Genomic DNA, 17,896 nt, shown 5'->3' on the forward strand with positions numbered 1-17,896 from the left:
GCTTTATATACGATTAATAAGAATTTAATGCCGCCGTCCGGGGCTGATCCGGGCCACGGCCCCCGCCGCCGGGGCCCCGGCCCATGGCCGCGCGATTGACGCCACCCTGGAGCGAAAGACAGGCCATGCACAGCGATCTCGAAAGCAGCATCGTCACCTGCGAAGGCAACACCTTCGTCATCAGCGCGGCCCTGTCCGGCGGGCGTGTGGCCGAGGCCTGGAGCACGGGCCGGATGATCCAGGACATGAACTACCTGCTGGGCGCCACGTTCGGCGCCCACGGGCCGCAATTCACCACCCGCGCGTCCTGTCTTTGCAACGCCGGGCATGCCCTGGCCGCCGTCCGGGCCGTCGAGGATCTGTTTGGCCTGTCCGTGCCGCCTGCCGCGCGTCTGGTGCGCAACCTGACCCAGGGACTGCAATGGGTGTCCGAACACCTGGGGCATTTTTATCTGTTTCACCTTTCGGACTGGCTCAACCTGGGGCTGGCCCTGCGCGCGGACCCCGGGAAGAGCGCGCGCCTGGACCGGGACGATTCCCCCCGGCCGGAGGCGGGAGGCGAGCAGTTCTACCGGGACGCCGTCGCACGCCTTAAGACCCTGGCCGAGGGCGAGAGCGGCGCCTTTTTCGCCGTCGGGGACTATGGCCACCCGGCCTATGCGGCCTCCCCGGAATGCAGCCTGCTGGCCTTCAGCCATGTCCCGCAGGCCATGCGCGTCCGGGCCGACTTGGCCGAGGCCCTGGCCGTCCTGCGATGTACCGGCGCGGAGCACCCGGCGTTTCAGGTCGGCGGCCTGGCCGGGAGCGCCGGAACATCCCCTGGCGGCGCCCCGGACCTGTCGCCTGCGGCGCGCGCCCGATGCGCCGCCCTTGTGCGCCAGTGCCGGGATTTCATCCTGCACGCCTTTTTGCCCGACATCCTGCGCGTGGCCGACGCCTACCGGGGCTGGGCGGACATCGGCCGAACCGGAGTCTTCCTGGCCTTCACCGACCTCCCCGGAGAGGATGGCCAACCCCCGTTTTATCCCGGCGGGATATGCACCCCGGGCGGCATCCTTCAGGCCCCTCCGGCCTCTTTGGGCATGGCCTGGGAGGACGGCGAAACGGCCTGGAACGGGGTCGACGCAGACCACTACCGGCTGCGTTTCGGGCCGGGCCAGCCGGTCTACCGCTTTCAATCCGAAGACTTTGTGTGGTTTGGCGCTCCCCGCAACGCCGGACTGGCCTGCGAGGTGGGCCCCCTGGCCAGGATTTGCGGGGCCTACGCAGCAGGCAACGGCGTGGTGCAGGCCGTCGTGGACGACGCTCTGGGCCGACTGAACCTGCCCCTTGCGGCCCTAAACTCCACCCTGGGCCGAATGCTGGCCCGGGGCCTTGAGGCCGCCGCCCTGATCCAGGCCGCCCTGTCCTGGCTGGACAGCCTGGACCGCTGTCTGGCCCGCGAGGGCGCAGCGCTTCGGGCCGACGTCCGTGACCTCCCGGCCTCGGGCGAGGGTACGGGCCTGGCCGAAATCGCCCGGGGGTCGCTGGCGCATCGCATCCGCATGGAAGACCGGCGCATCGTCCGGCATGAGTCCCTCGTGCCCTCCTTGTGGAATTTTTCCACGCGAAGCCCCGACGGGACTCGCGGCCCCCTGGAGCAGGCCCTTCTCGCCACGCCCGTGGCCGACGCCGCGCGCCCCCTGGAGATCCTGCGCACGATACACGCCTTCGATCCCTGCAACGCCTGCATCCTCCGGGTGGAGGACGCAGGCGCCGGGCGAGTGGTGACCGTCAACGCCAAATAGGCGGCTTGGAAAGGACGACGATATGGACGCAAAAGATATTCTGGCCGCCGTGCAGGATGAAGCCGGACAACAAAACCTGTTTCGGCAGGCCGACGAGGTGCGCAGGCGATACTGCGGCGACGTGGCCCAGCTTCGCGGCGTGGTGCATTTCTCCAACTGCTGCTGCCGCGACGACCTGTATTGCGGCCTGCGCAAAAGCAACAAGGACATCAAACGGTTCCGGATGACCGGGGACCAGATCGTGGAGACGGCCCTGGCCATTGCCGAGGCGGGCCTGGGCACCGTGGTCCTGCAGTCCGGCGAGGACTACGGCTACACCCGGGAACTGCTGTGTTCCGTCATCCGGCGGATCGTGGACAGCGCCGACGTGGCCGTCACCTTAAGCCTGGGGGAGCGGCCCGATGACGACCTGCGGGCCTTCCGGGACGTCGGCGCCAGCCGCTACCTCATGAAGCACGAGACCATGAACCCGGATCTCTACGCCAGGATGCGCCCCGGGCTGCGGCTCGCGGATCGGCTGCGGACCATCGAGACCCTGCGCGCCCTGGGCTACCAGACCGGGGTGGGCAACGTGGTGGGCCTGCCGGGTCAGACGGATGAGGATCTGGCCGCAGACATCGCCTTCTTCCAGGACTTCCAGCCGGACATGGTCAACATCGGCCCGTTTATCCCCCATGCTGACACGCCCCTGTGCGGCGCGGCCATCGGCGACATGGACCGCATGCTCCGGGTGTTCGCCCTGACCCGGATCGTGACCGGAAACACCCATCTGGCGGCGGCCAACACCGTGGCCACCCTGGCCCCCGAGGACGGGCAATACCGGGCCTTTGTCCAGGGCGGGGCCAACGTGATCATGCCCAACTGCAACCCCTTTCTCAAAAGCAAGAAGGACAAGATCGAATACGAATTCCAGATCACCACGAAAAAACGCTACGTCTCCATCGCGGAGGCCAAAGACGTCCTGCGCCGGGCCGGACGGGAGGCGGCGGCAGGAAAAGGGGATTCCCTCAAGATGCAAGGAGAAGCCTGTGATTAAGATCGCCATTTACGGAAAGGGCGGCATCGGAAAATCCACGGTGACGTCCGGAGTCTCTGCGGCCCTGGCCGTGGACGGATACAAGGTGATGCAGATCGGCTGCGACCCCAAGACGGATTCGACCATCAACCTGCTTGGCGGCCGGACGCCCCCCCCCATCCTGCAATATCTCCAGGAACAGGGGAAGCCCGCAGACCTCGACGCCCTGGTGCGCACCGGATTCGGCGGCGTCGCCTGCCTGGAGGTCGGCGGCCCCACGCCGGGGGTCGGGTGTTTCGGACGGGGCATGCTCACGGCCTTCGAACTGTTGGACGAGATGGACGCCTATGCCCGGTACGCCCCGGACGTGGTGCTCTACGACATCCTGGCCGACATCGTCTGCGGGGGCATCGCCGTGCCCATGCGCGAGGGTTTTGCCGACAAGGTGGCCATCGTCACCTCGGGCGAGAAGATGGCCCTTCTGGCGGCCAAAAACATCATCCTGGCCCTGCGCAACTTCGCGGATCGCAACTACGCCGAACTGGGGGGCCTGATCCTCAACCGCCGCGACATGCCCGACGAGGTGGAGCGGGTCTCGGACTTCGCCCGGGAGATGGACACCGGGATTCTCGGGATCATCCCCCGCGACCGGACCATCCATGCCTTCGAGGAACACGGCCAGACCATCGTGGAGGGCGATCCGGCCCATTCCACCTCGGCCCGGTTCTTCGATCTGGCCCGGACCCTGGCGGCCTTTGCCCAAAAACGGGACGCGGCCTGAGGCCGCACCGCGACACGCGACCGCAACCGAGATCCCCGGAGGAAACGATTCATGCATGTGGAGCGAGCAGGCATCACCTTGGAGCAGTTGACGCGCAGGGAGGATTTTCCCTTCGCGCCGCTGGAGGGCGTGGGGCCCAACCTGGCCGGATGGGGGGTCATCGAGACCTGCCTGCTTCTGCCCGAATCCCTGTGCGTCATGGCCGGGCCCTCGGCCTGCCTGCGCCATTCCGCGTTCATGGCCCACGCCCGGGGGTTCACCGACCGGTTTTTCATGCTGTGCGTCCCGGAGCTGGACATGACCATGGGGCGGCACCTGGAGAAGATCGAACAGGGCATCCTGGACATCGCGGCCAGGCGACCGGAAAAGGTCATCTTCCTCATCGTGGGCTGTCCGGACTACATCCTGGGCACGGATTTCACCGGGGTCATCGCCCGCCTGGAGGCGGCCACCGGACGGCGGATCATCCTGGGGGCCATGGCCCCCATCACCATCGGGCTCAAGGACTCGCCCTTCACCTCGGCCTACACCTCGTTTTTCGATTTCCTCAAGCACGAGGCGCGCACCCCCGACCCCGATGCGGTGAACATCCTGGGCACCTTCATGCCCCTTTCGGAATCCGGGGAGCTCTACGGCGTCCTGCGCCGGGCCGGGGTGGAGCGCATCCGCCAGATCCCCCTGTGCGCCGACCTGACGGAGTTCTCGCGCATGGCCGAGGCCTCCTGCTCCCTGGTCCTGCATCCCCTGGCCAACAGCCTGGCCAACCGCATGGACAAGGACATGGGCATTCCCGCCGTCTTCGTGCCCACGGCCTACGGGTTCTCCACCATCGCGGCCCGCTACGCGGCCATTGAAAAGGCTGTGGGCCGGTCCCTTGACGTCGCCGCCCTGGAGCAGGGCGCCCGGCAGGCCGCCGAAGGCCTGTGCCACGCCCTGCGGGACACGCCGCTCGCCGTGGGGTGCGCCATAAACGGCAGCCCCTACGAGCTGGCCGCCGCCCTGGCGGACATGGGGCTCCAGGTGGATACCATTTTCGGCCGCGGCGGCTTTGCGGCCTATGAATGGAAGCTCATCGAGGGGTTGCGCCAGAAAGCCCCCCACATCCGGGTGTACAACGTGTCCCATCCCAACTTGTGCGGCGAGACCGCGCCCTTCGACCACATCGGGGTGGCCTATGGCGTGGACGCGGGCATGTTCTGCGCCCAGGCGGTCAATGTCCCCCTGTCGCGCTATCAGGAACAGAAATACGGATACGAGAACGCGCTGTGGATGCTTACCCAGACGCGCAGCGCCATGGAAAACCCGGTCAGCAACCACGACCTGATCTACAAAAACCAGTTTCTTATCTAGAAACAAGCCCGACACGACAGCCGTCAGGCCTGAAGATGAGAGGAAAAATGGATATGAAACGACGTGCTCCATCCGAAATGCACGAAAAACGCCAAGGATATGCGGCATGAAGCTGTACCACAAACTGCTCCCCCTGGCCACGGGCTACTTTGGCGTCAGTTCGGCGCTGTACGCCTTCGACGGCCTCGTGGTGGTCTATGGCCCGGCCGGAGGGGCCTGGCACATCAACATCGAGGACGAGCCGCGCTGGTACCGGGGACCGGCCACCGTGGTCGGGGCCGGACTCCTGGAGATGGACGTGATTTTAGGCAACGACGACACGTTCATCAACAACATCGCCACGGTCTCCATGCAGCTTGAGCGGCGCTTCGTGGCCCTGGCCGGGACGCCCATCTCCGAAATCATCGGCACGGACCTCAAGGGCTTTTCCCGGACCCTGGAGTCCCGGACCTCGCGGCCCGTGTTCATGGTCCCCACGGCCGGTTCCGAACCCTATCCCGAGGGGGCCGCCAAGGCCTTTCTGGCCCTGGCCCGAAAGTTTATGGTCCAACCGGAGACAACCCGCACAAACGGCATCAACGTCCTGGGGGCCATCCACCTGTCCACGGGCAAGGAGGAGCACATCGAGCCCCTGCTCTCGGCCATCGAACAGGCCGGATATTCCCTGGTCAGCGTGTTCTCCGTGCCCCGCCCGGGCCAGGCCGACCCCCTTTCGGCCATCCGCCAGGCCCCCGAGGCCCAGCGCAACGTGGTGGTCTCCACCAGCGGCCTGGCCCTGGCCGACCATATGTTCGCCGCCTACGGGATTCCCTACGTGGTCGGCCTGCCCGTGGGGCGGCGCAGCCGCGACGACTTTTTCGCCCTGCTGCGCGGGGAGGCCGTCAACCCGGCCCCGGCCCCGGCAGGCAACCCGCCGTGCCGCCGGGCCCTGGTCATCGGGGAACCGGTCCTCGGCTACGGCCTCAAACGCTGCCTGCGCCTGGACTTCGGCGTCCCCGAGGTGGACGTGGTTTCCGTCACTCCCGCCCAGGCCCTCTACCAGACCGCCCCCGGTTGCTGCGGAACCCTGGTTAAGCGCGGTCCCCGCGACGTGTGTACGGACAGCGAGCAGGACATCGAGGCCCTGCTAAACGACCCGGCCGTGGACTGCGTCATCGCCGACCCGTGCTACGCGGCCCTGCTGACCCGGCCGACCCGGTTCATCCCCATGCCGCATATCGCCATGAGCGCCCGGCTCAACTGGGATCTGCCGTACGAATACGCCGTGGACAAGGGGTACGACTATCTGGCCGGACAGTTCTCCGGAACGCCGCAGCCGTAACGCGACCGCGACGGAAACGCATCTCACGCCAAGGTGGCGCGGCCTTTCCCGCGTCGCCCGCCAAGGAGGATGCCATGTGTCTCGCCGTTCCCGCCGAAGTCATCCGCATCGCCGACGGAGTGGCCACCTGCCGCCTGGGCGAAGGACAATCGATCATCCGGGCGTCGCTTATGCTTCTGCCTGATCTCCCCAGCCCCGGGGACCAGCTCATGGTGCATGCCGGGTTCGCCCTGCGGATCATGGACCCGGCCGAGGCCGAGGAGACCTTGCGCCTGCTTCGCGGCGGCGAGTGTCCCATCGAGGGGGACGCCACGGCCTGCGCGGTCGCCGCCGACGCGCCAGCCACCGCCCTCCGGAAGGCCTAGGCCATGCACCAGACCCTCCTGCGCCAGTTCCGCGACCCCGAACTGTGCCATACCCTGCTTACGCGCCTGCGGGACGAACTGGACGGCGAACTACGCTTCATGGAGGTCTGCGGCACGCACACCGTGGCCATCTTCCAAAGCGGGCTTCGCTCGCTGTTGCCGCCCCAGGTCGTGCATCTGTCCGGCCCCGGCTGCCCGGTGTGCGTGACCCACGAGTCCGAGGTCAACGCCTTCCTGGACCTGGCCGGACGCCCGGGCGTGATCGTGGCCACCTTCGGGGATCTCATGCGCGTCCCCGGCAGCCGGGGACGCAACCTGAAAGGCGCCCAGGCCGAGGGGGCGCGGGTGGCCGTGGTCTACTCGCCCCCGGACGCCCTGGCCCTGGCCCGGGACAACCCCGGGGACACCGTGGTGTTTTTGGGGGTGGGCTTTGAGACCACGGCCCCCACCGTGGCCGGAACGGTGCTCATGGCCCGGGAGCAGGGGCTGTCCAACTTCAAGGTTCTGGCCTTCCACAAGCTGGTCCCCCCGGCCCTGGAGGTGCTCCTCTCCGACACGGAGGCGGGCATCGACGCCTTCATCCTGCCCGGCCACGTCTCGGCGGTCATCGGGACCGAGCCCTACGGATTCATCGCCTCCCGCTTCGGCAAATCGGCCACGGTCACCGGCTTCGAGCCCGTGGACATCCTCGAATCCCTGCTGTTTTTGGCCCGACGCCAGAGGCAGGGACGGGCCGAGGTCAAAAACCTCTACCGCCGGGTGGTCTCCGATACGAGCAACCCCCGGGCCCTGGAGGTCATGAACCGGGTTTTCCGGCCCTGCGACGCCCTGTGGCGCGGCCTGGGCCGCATTCCGGGCTCCGGGCTGGAATTTGCCGACGACTTCGCGGATGTTGACGCGAAACGGCTGTACGGCCTGAGCATCGAGGAATGCCCGCCCCTGCCCGGCTGCAAATGCGGCGAGGTGCTCCGGGGCCGTCTGCGGCCCGACCAGTGCCCGCTGTTCAAGAAGGCCTGCACCCCGGCCAAGCCCGTGGGGCCCTGCATGGTCTCCACCGAGGGCTCGTGCGCGGCCTATTACAAATACCAGGTGGAGTGACATGTCCGATCGAATTCTTCTGGATTGCGGCAGCGGCGGCCGGGCCTCCCGTGGGCGTCACCCGTCGCGGATGCTCAGGTCGCGCCGCCAATCCACGGAAACCGCCTCGCCCACGCCGTACCGCTGGTCCGAATTGCTGAGCATGTCCGCCTCCAGGGGACGCGGAAGGCCGACCTCCACGAAATAGGTGGTGATGGGACCGCTGAACTGGCGATGAACCACGGTTCCGCGATAGCGGCCGACCTGGCGGGAGAGGAGCATGTCCTCGGGCCGGACCAGCAGCAGCCCATCCTCCCCGCACAGGAGGTTGGCCCGGCCGAGGAACCGGGCCACGAAGGGCGTGGCCGGACGGGCGTACACCTCCTCGGGCGCGCCGATCTGTTCGATGCGGCCGGCGTTCATGACCACCATGCGGTCGGCCAACCCCAGGGCCTCCTCCTGGTCGTGGGTGACGTAGAGCATGGTGATGCCCAGCCGCGTCTGCAACTCCCGTATCTCCTTGCGCAAGGTGAAGCGCAGCCTCGCGTCCAGGTTGCTCAGGGGTTCGTCCAGAAGAAGCACCTTGGGCTTCAGGACGAGCGCCCGGGCCAGGGCCACGCGTTGTTGCTCGCCGCCGCTTAAGTCGGTCACTCGGCGGGCGCCCAGACCGGACAGCCCCATCATGTCCAGCATGGCCTCTCCGACGCGAAGGGCCTGCCTGCCCGTGACGTTGCGGAACTTGAGCCCGTAGACCACGTTTTTGAGCACGTTCATGTGCGGGAACAGGGCGTAGTTCTGAAACACGGTGCAGGTGGGCCGCACGTTGGGGGGCAGTCCGGTCACGTCCTCGCCGTCCAGCAGGATGCGGCCCCGGGTGGGGGCGACAAAGCCGCCCACCATGCCGATGGTGGTGGTCTTGCCGCAGCCGCTGGGGCCGAGAATGCACACGAATTCGCCCTTGCCGACAGCCAGATCCAGATGGTCCACGGCGGCGGACCGGCCGTACCGCTTGCTCAGCGCCCGCAGTTCCAGAAACATGGTCACGTCTTGCTCCTGCGCAGGTACAGCCAGGAAAAAAGCAGGTTCACGGCCAGCACCGAGACGATGATCACGTTGGCCAACACGGCGGCCTCGCCGATGCGGCCTCGCTTGATTTCGGCGAACATGTCCACGGTCAGCACCTTGGTGTCCGGCGAGATGAGGAAGATGATGGCCCCGATGGTGATCATGGTGGAGGTGAAGGTGTTGATGAAGGCGATGAGCAGCGCGGGCTTCATGAGCGGGGCCACGATGTCCACGATGACATGGCGTTCCCGGGCCCCCAGGTCGCGCGCCCCGGCCTCCGTCTCGGGCCGACACTGGGCAAGGGCGGCCATGCCCGCCTTGATGCTGATGGGCAACTGCCGATAGACGCAGTTGGCCACCACGATGAAGGCCGTTCCGGTCAACGCCAGGGGGGGGTTGTGGAAGGCCAGGATATAGGCGATGCCGAAAAACGGCCCGGGGATGATGTAGGGCAAATCGGCGATGAAATCCAAGGCCCTGCCGCCGGGTGGACGCTTGCGCACCAGCACGTAGGCGATGACCCCGCCCAGAATGGCCCCGACCGCCCCGGCGGTGAAGGAATAGTGCAGGCTGCGGAAGAAGCTGCCCAGCCGGTCGGCGCTCAAGGCCTGGAGATGGCCCAGGGTGGGGGTGAAATCCACCCCCCAGGTTCGCGTGAAGGCCCCGCACAGGATGGTGGCGTACTTCACAAGCTCGAAACCGATAAATCCCCAGGTGGTGAGGGCCAGGATCCACTGGACCCCGGGCGAGAGCCCGATGCGGTCCCGGGCGCTCTCCAGCACGGGGGCCGCGCCCAGGACGTTGGTTCGTCCGAGGATGCGCCGGTAGAGCAGAAATGCCGCCAGGGCCGGAAGCAGCAGGATGATGCTCATGGCGGCGGCCCGGGGCATGTTGAAAAGCCCCACCACGTTCAGGTAGGCCTGGGTGGCCAGGGCCGTGAACCGCCCGCCGATGATGATCGGCGTGCCGAAATCGGACAGGGCGCGGATGAACACCACCACGGCGGCCACCAGCAGCCCGGGGGCCGCCAGGGGCAGGGTGACGCCCAAAAGCACGCGGGGGATCGAAGCCCCCAGGTCGTGCGCCGCATGCTCCAGCCTGCGGTCCACCCGGTGCAGCACCCCCAGGATGAGCAGGGCCGCCATGGCCGTGAACCCGGCCGTCTGCATGAGCGCCACGCCCTGCCACCCATAGGGGTCGATGTTGAGCCCCAGCAGTTGGTGGGTGATGAGCCCGCGACGCCCGAAGAGCATGATGTACACCAGGGACGACACGAAGGGCGGGGCGATGATGGAAAGCATGAGCACGCCGAAGACCAGGCGTTTGCCCGGCAGACGGGTGTGGGTCAGGTACAGGGCCACGCCGGTGGCCAGGCCCAGGGACAGCACCGTAGTCAGCGCGGACACGGACACGCTGTTCCAGAGCAGCCCGGCCTCGTTGGTGAAAAGGTGGACGTACTCGGCAAGGCTCAGTCGACCTTCGATGACCACGCTTTGCAGAAAAATCGCCGCAATGGGCCACAAAACAAACACCAGCACGCTCGCCATAAGCAGGCCGAAGAACAGCCCCTCGGGCGAGAGAAAAAACGGGGCGGCCCGCCTGACCGCCCCGCCGGGCGTCTTTTCCACGTCTATTTGGCGAACCGTTCCTGCCACGTCTTGAGCACCTCGGCCCGCTCCGCGCCCGCCGTGAGGAAGTCCATGGGGATGAAGGTTGCGGTGTCGACCCCGGCCAGGGCCTCGGGCGGGGCCACGTCGGCCCGGATGGGGAAGCGCGGATCCTTGGTCTTGAGCACTTCCTGCCCTTCCTTGGAAAGCGCCCAGTCCACCAGGGCCTTGGCGGCCTCCATGTGCTCGGCGTCCTTGAAGATGGCCACCGGCGCGGGCCACCAGGGAATGCCGTCGGTGGGGAACACGTACTGGATGGGGTAGCCCTGGGCCTGCAATTCAGGCCACAGCCCCGGGGCCAGGCCCACCAGCGCCTCGCCCATGGCCGCGCGCTGGGGCGGCTCGGAGCCGCGCTTGGCGTAAAAGGGGATGTTCTCGGCCAGTTTTGCAAAAAACTCCCAGCCCTTTTCCTTTCCCCTGGCCGCCAGCACGCTGTAGAGCGTAAAATAGGCCGTGCCCGAGATGGAGGGGTCGGACATGGAGATCTCCCCTTTGAACGCGGGCGCGGTCAGCGCCTCCCAGGTCTCGGGGATGGGGATGCCCCGCTCCTTCAGGATCTGCGTATTGACCACGAAATCCACCGTGACCAGGGAAATGCCCGTCCAGCACCCTTCGGCGTCCTTGTATTTCGCATCGATGTTCGCGGCCTGGGGCGAGATGTAGGGTTCGAGCAACCCGTCTTTTTTGGCGGCGATGAAGGCGTCCACGCCTCCGCCGAACCAGACGTCGGCCAGGGGGCGGCCCTTCTCGGCCCGCATGCGGGCCAGCACCTCGCCCGAGGACATGTCCAACTGGTTCACTTTGATGCCCGTGGCCTTGCTGAAGGCGTCAAAAATGTCCTGTTTGGCGTTGTAGGCGGCGATGACGTTGAGTTCCGTATCCGCCGCCAAAAGCGTCTGGGCGGAAAACAAGGCCATGACCCCGGCCAGCAGCACCGCAAGTCTCCCGAAGCCGTTGCGTTTCATGCGATTTCCTTTTCGTTGGCGTGCGGCTTGTCGGCGGCCTGTACAGACGCGCCGCCTGCGGTTCTGATCTCGTCCTGATACCGGCGCAGAAGCCGCAACGTGTCGGCCATCTCCCCGGCGTCCATCAGTTCGACCAGCCACCAGTCGCACGATGTTTCCCACACCATGGCGTCGAGAAGCGGCCGGATGGCCGTCAGGTCGCGGGGCGCCATGTGCCGTGCCGGTCCCCCCGGATGCACGGCCGCCTCGATTTCGTAGACATGGGCGCCAAGCAACCGGCCGTTGCAGCGGGGTATGAAGTCCAGGGCGCACCCGGGTACGGCGGAGGCCGCCTCGCGGGCGTAGGCGTGGCCCACGTCCAGGGTGGCGAACGCGCCGCTTTGGGCAAGCAGCGCCTGAAACTGGCGGGGATCGCCGGTCCTGCCCAGGCGCAGGTTCTCCAGACACACCCGCACCCCCAGGCTCTCGCCCGCCGCCGTCAGCTCCCGCAGCCCGTCCACGGCGGCCGCATAGTCCACACGCCCCCGCAGCGCCCTGTCCAGGCCGATGTGCAGGGTGACGCGGTCGCCGCCCAGATCGGCCACGGCGCGCAGACAAAAAAGGTAGAACCCCACGGCCTCGGAGGCCCGGGCCGGGTCCGGATGTCCCAGGTCGAAGCCGGGAAAGGCCAGGTGGTACCGCAGCAGCAGCCCTGCGCCGCGCAACATCTCGATGTCGGGAATCTCTTGCGACACCTCATGCCGGGAAAGCGCCCCACGCCGAAAGGTGTATTCCGCAGCGCTGCAGTCGTACGTCCGGCAGAACTCCAGGAGACTCTGAACAGACCCGAAGGCCTGATTGGTTATGGCCAACTGGGGAAGATGCATTGGCTATGGCATATGTTTCACGTAGCAGGTATCGGACATTATGATGGCAATGTGTTGGATGTTTCATGCAAAGTCAAATATGATTTTCTGATATAAAGACACGATACAAATAGTAAATTCAAATACAATGGACTCAAAATATACTAAATTCCTCAAGTACCCATCGCATCACGTCCTCTTCTGGGCGTATGAGCCGTGTCGCCGCGCCTGGGACGGCCTCTCCACCGTCAGGACCGTCCTTTGCGCCGACGCCGCCAGCCCCCGCCTGCACGTCACGCCTCCCCCTTCGCGGCGCGCCCGGACATGCCCGCCACGTCGAGGATGAAAACCGTCGATCTGTTCGCGAATGCTCATAGCACACAAGGTGTGGGGATTTGCGCGGCGTTCAGGCCGTGCGGCGAAAGAAGGGGGAGCCGCCCCCCGGAGATGCAAACGATCGAACAATTGGATATGCTGGGGCCGTCCGTGTTTGTTGATGGATCAAAACATCGTCACGCGCCATGGCGCGAATCAGGAGGGACGTCGCGAATGAAATCCCAGGGCTCGCCCAATCAGCCGGAACAGGTCGATCTCCACGGCGGCGACGCCCCGGAGGGCACGGAAGAAACCGCCGTTCTGGCCCGGCAGGCGGCCGAGGCCGTCAGGCAGATCGCCGTGCATTACGGCCTGTGGCTGGCCGAGGCGGCGCATCAGTTCGGCCCGCAGGCCGCCGTCTCCATGGAGGCCCGGGCCGGAGACGCCTTGTTGCCGCTTCTGGCCAGGCGCATCGAAAAGGCCCTGGATCTTCCGGGCGACGTGCCCGCGCTTGTGGCGGGCCTGGGCAGGGAAAAGCTCGAGCGGCTGTTGTCCGCCCTGTCGGTTTCCTGGCTGGCGGCGGACGGGGTCTGGTTCCGGGCCGTCGAAGACGAACGCGGCATGCACGACGCCAAGCGGGTCAACGACACCTGCTGGTCGCGCCTGGGGTATTACGAGGCTGTCCGCGCCAAGGCCCGCCTGGGATTGCCCGAGGCGGGCGGATTGCCTGCCCTCAGGCAGGCCTTGGGGGCCCGGCTCATCGCCTGCGTCAACCAATGGGATATCGTGGAGGAAACCCCGGCGTCTTTCGTCCTGCGCATCGTCCAGTGCCGGGTGCAGTCCTCCCGGGCGCGCCAGGGACTGCCGCCCTATCCCTGCATATCCGGCGGCTCGACGGAATATGCGGCCTTTGCCGCCGGGATCGACCCCGTCATCAGGACCGAGTGCGTCAGCTGTCCGCCGGAGCAGTCACGCCCGGAATGCGCCTGCGCCTGGCGCTTCTCGATTCCAGGCTAGAGTGGCGTTCACAAAAAAACAGAGCTTCAAGGTGTTGCTGCCTGCCAAACCATGACGGAAAGTACCGAACGCAACCCTGGGCAGGGGCGCCTGGCGGCGCAGCGAAGGCCGCAGGCGCGACAGGCCGGGCCTGCGGCCGCCTGGATCAGTCGAAGATCACCTTGACCATGGAGAAGTCGTCCGCCAGCACCTCCTGGCGGCCCATGGCCCGCACATGGGCCAAAAGGGATTCGATCTCGCCCGTGGCCGAAAGCCCGGCCATGTAGTCCCTGAACTCGGAAAACTGCCAGTATTCCCCGCCCGGCGGGGCCACCTCGTAGACCCCGTCCGAAAAGAGAAACAGCCGCGATCCCGGTTCGATGACCCGGGAGTCGCTCTTGTAGGCGATGTCCGGCATGCCCCCGATCATCAGATTCCCTTTGATCAGGTCCACGGCCTGGCCGTCCGGGGTCAACAGCAGGGCCGGAGGGTGCCCGGCGTTGCCGAAGCGCAGGCGCCGGGATTTCGTGTTGTACACCCCGTACCAGATGGTGAAATAGAGGTTGTTGTGCCGCTCCATGGGAAAGGCGTCGTTTAAGGCCGTCAAAACCTGGGAGGGGTCGCGGTAGTCGACGCCGGGAAGCATGCGGTTTTGCAGGACGTTTAGGGCCTGCACGGACAAAAGCGCCGGTCCCACGCCGTGGTTGCAGACGTCCAGGAGATAGAGGGCGAAATGGTCCTCGTCCAGGGCGTGGTAGCCGAAGGCGTCCCCGCCCAGTTGGGCCGAGGGCACGAAGCTCCATTCGGTGCGGATGTCTCCTGTGGCCAGGGGCGGCGGCAGAAGCGAGATGACGTATTCGGCGGCCTTGGCCAATTCATCGGCCAGGGCCTTCTGGCTCTCCTCAAGGGCGCGATAGGCCTCGTTTCGTTGCAGGAGGTTGATGTATCCGTTGGAGTGGTGGCGGATGCGGGCGATGAGTTCGACCTTGTCCGGCAGTTTGACCAGATAGTCGTTGGCCCCCAGGGCGAAGGCCTCGGCCTTGGTGGCGGGCTCCTCCTTGGTGGAGAGCACGATCAGCGGCGTATCCTTGAGCTTCGGGCGGCCCCGGAAGAATTTCACCAGGGTCAGCCCGTCGATGTCGGGCATGACCAGATCCTGGAGGATGACCGTGGGCAGAAGGCGCTCGGCCGTCTGGATGGCCTTGGCCGGATCCTGGCAAGAGTGGAACACGATGCCCGGCTCGCCGGCCAGCATGCGGCGCACGGCCTCGGCCACCATGGCCTGGTCGTCGATGAGCAGGACCGTGACGGCGTGGTCGGTCAAGGCCGTCGCGGCGGGGGTGGTGTTGCGGTCATCAGGCATGGGGCGTGCTCCCAGGGGTGAGGGTGTCGCAAAGGGCCCGGGCGATGTCCGCCAGGGGCAGGATACGCGTCGCCGCGCCAAGCTCCGCAGCCGCCTTGGGCATGCCGTAGACCACGCTCGTGGCCTCGTCCTGGGCGATGGTGGGCCATCCGGCCTGGCGCAGGGCCAAAAGCCCCTTGGCCCCGTCCCGGCCCATCCCGGTCAAAAGCGCGGCCACCCCGGGTTTTGGCCAATACCGGGCCACGCTGTCGAAAAATGCGTCCACGGACGGGCGGTAGGGATAGTCCACGGGCTCGGCCTGGTAGCCAAGGGTCAGGTCGGGCCGCAGGACCAGATGATCGTTGGTCCCGGCCACATGAACCACGCCCGGGGAAAGCCGCTGGTCTTGCATGGCCACCTGGACGCGCAGGAGACATTGGCTGCCCAGCCACTCGGCCAGGCCGTCGGCGAAACGCATGTCCACATGCTGGACCACCACCAGGGCGGCGTCGAGACCCCGGGGCAGCCCGGCCAGGATGGCGGCCACGGCCTTGGGGCCGCCGGTGGAGGCCCCGATGACCGCCAGGGGGGGATGGCCCGAAGGACTGACGGCCTGGACCGGGAAGGACTGCCCCTTTGCGTCGCCCGGTTTGCCGATCAGCTTGGCGATGGTGAAAATCTTCTTGAGCAGCTCCTCGCCGCCGACAATCGCCCCATCCAGGCCGAGAACCGGCGTAGCCACGGCGTCCAGGGCCCCGTGCCCCATGGCCTCGAAGACCTTGCCCGCGTTGCCCGACACCGTGGCCGTGACCACCACGATGGCGCATGGGCTCTGGCGCATGATGCGCCTGGTGGCCTCCACCCCGTCCATGACCGGCATGATGAGATCCATGAGGATCACATCCGGCACGTCCCGGGCGCACATGTCCACGGCTTCGGCCCCATCAACCGCCGTCCAGGCCACCTCGATCCCGGGCGCGGCGTCCAGGACGCGGCGCAGGGCCGTCACCGCCAGGGGCAGGTCGTTGACGATGGCCGCCCGGATCATGCCTCGGGCTCCCCGATCAGGTCGGCCACGGCGGCCAGCAGACTTTCGTCCTGGAAACTGCCCTTGCTCAGGTAATAATCCGCCCCGGCATCCAGCCCCTGCATGCGGTCCTCCTCGCGATCCTTGTAAGAGACGATCATGACCGGAAGGGCCGCCAGCCGGGCGTCGGCCCGTATCTGCCGCACAAGCTCGATGCCGGTCATGCGCGGCATGTCCACGTCCGTGACCGCCAGGTCGAAATCGTGGCCGCGCAGGGCGTTTAAGCCGTCCATGCCGTCAACGGCCGTCTCCACCTCGTACCCCCGGTTGGACAGAAGCCGCCGCTGGGTCTCGCGCACGGTCAGGGAGTCGTCCACCACCAGAATGCGCTTGGTCCGGCCGCTTTGACGCTCCCGGGCCTCCCCCACCCGGTCCAGCCGCCCCCGGCCCAGCAGGTTGTCCACGGCCCGGACCATGTCGTCCACGTCCAGGATGAGCACCGGCGAACCGTCCTCCATGACCGAAGCCGCGCTCACGCAGGGAACCTTGCCCAGACGCGGGTCCAGGGGCTTGACCACCAGGTCGCGTTCGCCGAGGAAATCCTCGACCACCATGCCGTAACGGTTCATGCGGTCGCTGATGACGACGACGGAAAGCCCTGGCCGGTTCCCGGCGCTCTTGGCCGCTGCGGCCGCCTCCCGGGCGCCCCCGGCGCCCAGGGCCCGCCAAGCCGGGGCCAGGCCGATGGTGTCGCCCTCGAACACGCAGTACTGCCGCCCCTCCAGCTCGCTTATCTCCCCCGGGTCCAGGGAGAGGATGCGGTCGATGCGGGTCAAGGGCACGGCGTAGACTTCCCCGGCCACCTCCACCAAAAGGGTGCGCACCACGGACAGGGTCAGGGGCAGGCGCAAGAAAAACGTCATGCCCTGGCCCGGACGGGACTCGGCCCGGACCTGGCCGCCCACGTCCCGGACCATGGAGTGGACCACATCCAGCCCCACGCCCCGGCCGGAGATCTCCGTGACCTTCCCGGCCGTGGAAAACCCCGGCAGAAAAAGGAAATCCATGAGTTCCGCGTCGCTTAGGGCCCCGGCCATCTCCGGCGAGGCCAGCCCCCGTTCCAGCACCTTGGCCCGGATGCGCTCCGGGTCAAGGCCCCGGCCGTCGTCCGTGACGGTGATGGCCAGCATGCCGGCATAGTGCCGGGCCGACAGGGTCAGGGCGCCCGTTTCGGGCTTGCCGAGCCGGGCCCGCTCTTCGGGGGCCTCCAGACCGTGGTCCAGGGCGTTCCGCAAAAGATGGGTCAGCGGGGCCTCCAGGCGCTCCAGGATCTCGCGGTCCACCTTGGTGGCCTGCCCGGCGACCGTGAAGGACACCCGCTTGCCCAGCTCCCTGGCCAGGTCGCGGACCATGCGGGGAAAGCCGTGCAGCCCGTCGGAGAACCGCCGCATGCGGCTGTCGACGACCTCGTTGTAGAGCCTGTCGGACAGGTTCTCCAGACGCCGGGAGAACAGGTCGAACCGCTCCATGCCCTGGATCAGAACCTCCCGCGAACCGGCAAGAAGCCGCCCGGCCTGGGCCAGGCGTTCGCCGCAGCCGACGGCCTCCCCCGGGCCGGAGGGCATGGGCCGATTCTGCGCGCCTTCCCCGGCCGTGGCCGCCTCGCGCAGCGCGGCCAGCACACCGGACAGGGCGTCCTGTCCGGCCTTAAGGCGCTGGAAAATCCCGTTCATGGAGGCCAGGGAGCGGGCCTCCACCAGACATTCCCCGGCCAGTCCCATGAAGCGGTTGAGATTGGCGGCCGAGATCCGGACCAGGCTGTCCCCGGTCGGGGTTCCGGCCTCCGCCGGTCCTGGCCGGGCGGCAGGCGCGGCAGGCGCGGCAGGGACGCCCCGGCCCGTCGTTGCGGAGGGGGCCTGTTCCTAGCTGGAGGTAATAAGTCCCTCGGCCTGAAGACCGACGGGACACTCTGGGCGTG

At 67.1% G+C, this 17,896-nt stretch carries 15 protein-coding genes; 8 read left to right on the forward strand and 7 right to left on the reverse strand.

Annotated features, from left to right (window positions below):
• Positions 1–125 precede the first annotated feature (125 nt).
• From V3572_RS12765 to hypD, 7 genes are all read left to right on the forward strand, one after another.
• Positions 126–1,787 (forward strand): nickel-dependent hydrogenase large subunit, encoded by a 1,662-nt coding sequence (locus V3572_RS12765; protein ID WP_332111391.1) that lies wholly within the window; start codon positions 126–128, stop codon positions 1,785–1,787.
• 22 nt (positions 1,788–1,809) lie between these two features.
• The gene (gene hydE, locus V3572_RS12770) at positions 1,810–2,823 is read left to right on the forward strand and encodes a [FeFe] hydrogenase H-cluster radical SAM maturase HydE (RefSeq protein ID WP_332111392.1); all 1,014 of its coding nucleotides are present in this window, start codon (positions 1,810–1,812) and stop codon (positions 2,821–2,823) included.
• Complete coding sequence (locus V3572_RS12775; protein WP_332111393.1) at positions 2,816–3,583, forward strand: nucleotide-binding protein; 768 nt, start codon at positions 2,816–2,818, stop codon at positions 3,581–3,583. The genes hydE and V3572_RS12775 overlap by 8 nt, the downstream gene beginning before the upstream one ends.
• 51 nt (positions 3,584–3,634) lie before the next feature.
• Positions 3,635–4,933: a nitrogenase component 1 gene (locus V3572_RS12780; protein ID WP_332111394.1), complete on the forward strand. Its 1,299-nt coding sequence runs from the start codon at positions 3,635–3,637 to the stop codon at positions 4,931–4,933.
• A 106-nt stretch (positions 4,934–5,039) separates the two neighbouring features.
• Complete coding sequence (locus V3572_RS12785; RefSeq protein WP_332111396.1) at positions 5,040–6,254, forward strand: nitrogenase component 1; 1,215 nt, start codon at positions 5,040–5,042, stop codon at positions 6,252–6,254.
• Between the two features lie 74 nt (positions 6,255–6,328).
• Positions 6,329–6,619: a HypC/HybG/HupF family hydrogenase formation chaperone gene (locus tag V3572_RS12790; RefSeq protein ID WP_332111398.1), complete on the forward strand. Its 291-nt coding sequence runs from the start codon at positions 6,329–6,331 to the stop codon at positions 6,617–6,619.
• 3 nt (positions 6,620–6,622) lie between these two features.
• On the forward strand, positions 6,623–7,717 hold the full coding sequence (hypD, locus tag V3572_RS12795; protein ID WP_332111399.1) for a hydrogenase formation protein HypD: 1,095 nt from the start codon (positions 6,623–6,625) through the stop codon (positions 7,715–7,717).
• A gap of 57 nt (positions 7,718–7,774) precedes the next feature.
• On the opposite strand, the gene V3572_RS12800 is transcribed toward hypD, so the two are convergent.
• From V3572_RS12800 to V3572_RS12815, 4 genes are read right to left on the reverse strand one after another with little or no spacing between them, the layout of a single operon-like run.
• Positions 7,775–8,734, reverse strand: coding sequence for an ABC transporter ATP-binding protein (locus V3572_RS12800; RefSeq protein WP_332111409.1), 960 nt, complete (start codon positions 8,732–8,734; stop codon positions 7,775–7,777).
• Positions 8,735–8,736: 2 nt separating this feature from the next.
• Complete coding sequence (locus V3572_RS12805) at positions 8,737–10,389, reverse strand: ABC transporter permease (RefSeq protein WP_332111400.1); 1,653 nt, start codon at positions 10,387–10,389, stop codon at positions 8,737–8,739.
• A gap of 2 nt (positions 10,390–10,391) precedes the next feature.
• On the reverse strand, positions 10,392–11,393 hold the full coding sequence (locus V3572_RS12810; protein ID WP_332111401.1) for an ABC transporter substrate-binding protein: 1,002 nt from the start codon (positions 11,391–11,393) through the stop codon (positions 10,392–10,394).
• Positions 11,390–12,244 carry a sugar phosphate isomerase/epimerase family protein gene (locus V3572_RS12815; RefSeq protein ID WP_332111402.1) on the reverse strand — a complete coding sequence of 285 codons (855 nt, stop codon included), beginning with the start codon at positions 12,242–12,244 and terminating at the stop codon, positions 11,390–11,392. Before V3572_RS12815 ends, V3572_RS12810 begins: the two co-directional genes overlap by 4 nt.
• A 543-nt stretch (positions 12,245–12,787) precedes the next feature.
• Between V3572_RS12815 and V3572_RS12820 the strand changes: the two genes are divergently transcribed.
• The gene (locus V3572_RS12820) at positions 12,788–13,570 is read left to right on the forward strand and encodes a DUF6125 family protein (RefSeq protein ID WP_332111403.1); all 783 of its coding nucleotides are present in this window, start codon (positions 12,788–12,790) and stop codon (positions 13,568–13,570) included.
• A 145-nt stretch (positions 13,571–13,715) separates the two neighbouring features.
• On the opposite strand, the gene V3572_RS12825 is transcribed toward V3572_RS12820, so the two are convergent.
• Genes V3572_RS12825 through V3572_RS12835 form a run of 3 tightly spaced genes read right to left on the reverse strand, consistent with a single transcriptional unit; the run spans position 13,716 to position 17,699 of the window.
• On the reverse strand, positions 13,716–14,912 hold the full coding sequence (locus V3572_RS12825; protein ID WP_332111404.1) for a SpoIIE family protein phosphatase: 1,197 nt from the start codon (positions 14,910–14,912) through the stop codon (positions 13,716–13,718).
• Positions 14,905–15,939 carry a chemotaxis response regulator protein-glutamate methylesterase gene (locus V3572_RS12830; protein WP_332111406.1) on the reverse strand — a complete coding sequence of 345 codons (1,035 nt, stop codon included), beginning with the start codon at positions 15,937–15,939 and terminating at the stop codon, positions 14,905–14,907. Before V3572_RS12830 ends, V3572_RS12825 begins: the two co-directional genes overlap by 8 nt.
• On the reverse strand, positions 15,936–17,699 hold the full coding sequence (locus tag V3572_RS12835; RefSeq protein WP_332111407.1) for a hybrid sensor histidine kinase/response regulator: 1,764 nt from the start codon (positions 17,697–17,699) through the stop codon (positions 15,936–15,938). The genes V3572_RS12830 and V3572_RS12835 overlap by 4 nt, the downstream gene beginning before the upstream one ends.
• Positions 17,700–17,896 lie beyond the last annotated feature (197 nt).

Origin of the sequence: Desulfolutivibrio sp., from assembly GCF_036584575.1 — a bacterium.
GTDB lineage: Bacteria > Desulfobacterota > Desulfovibrionia > Desulfovibrionales > Desulfovibrionaceae > Desulfolutivibrio.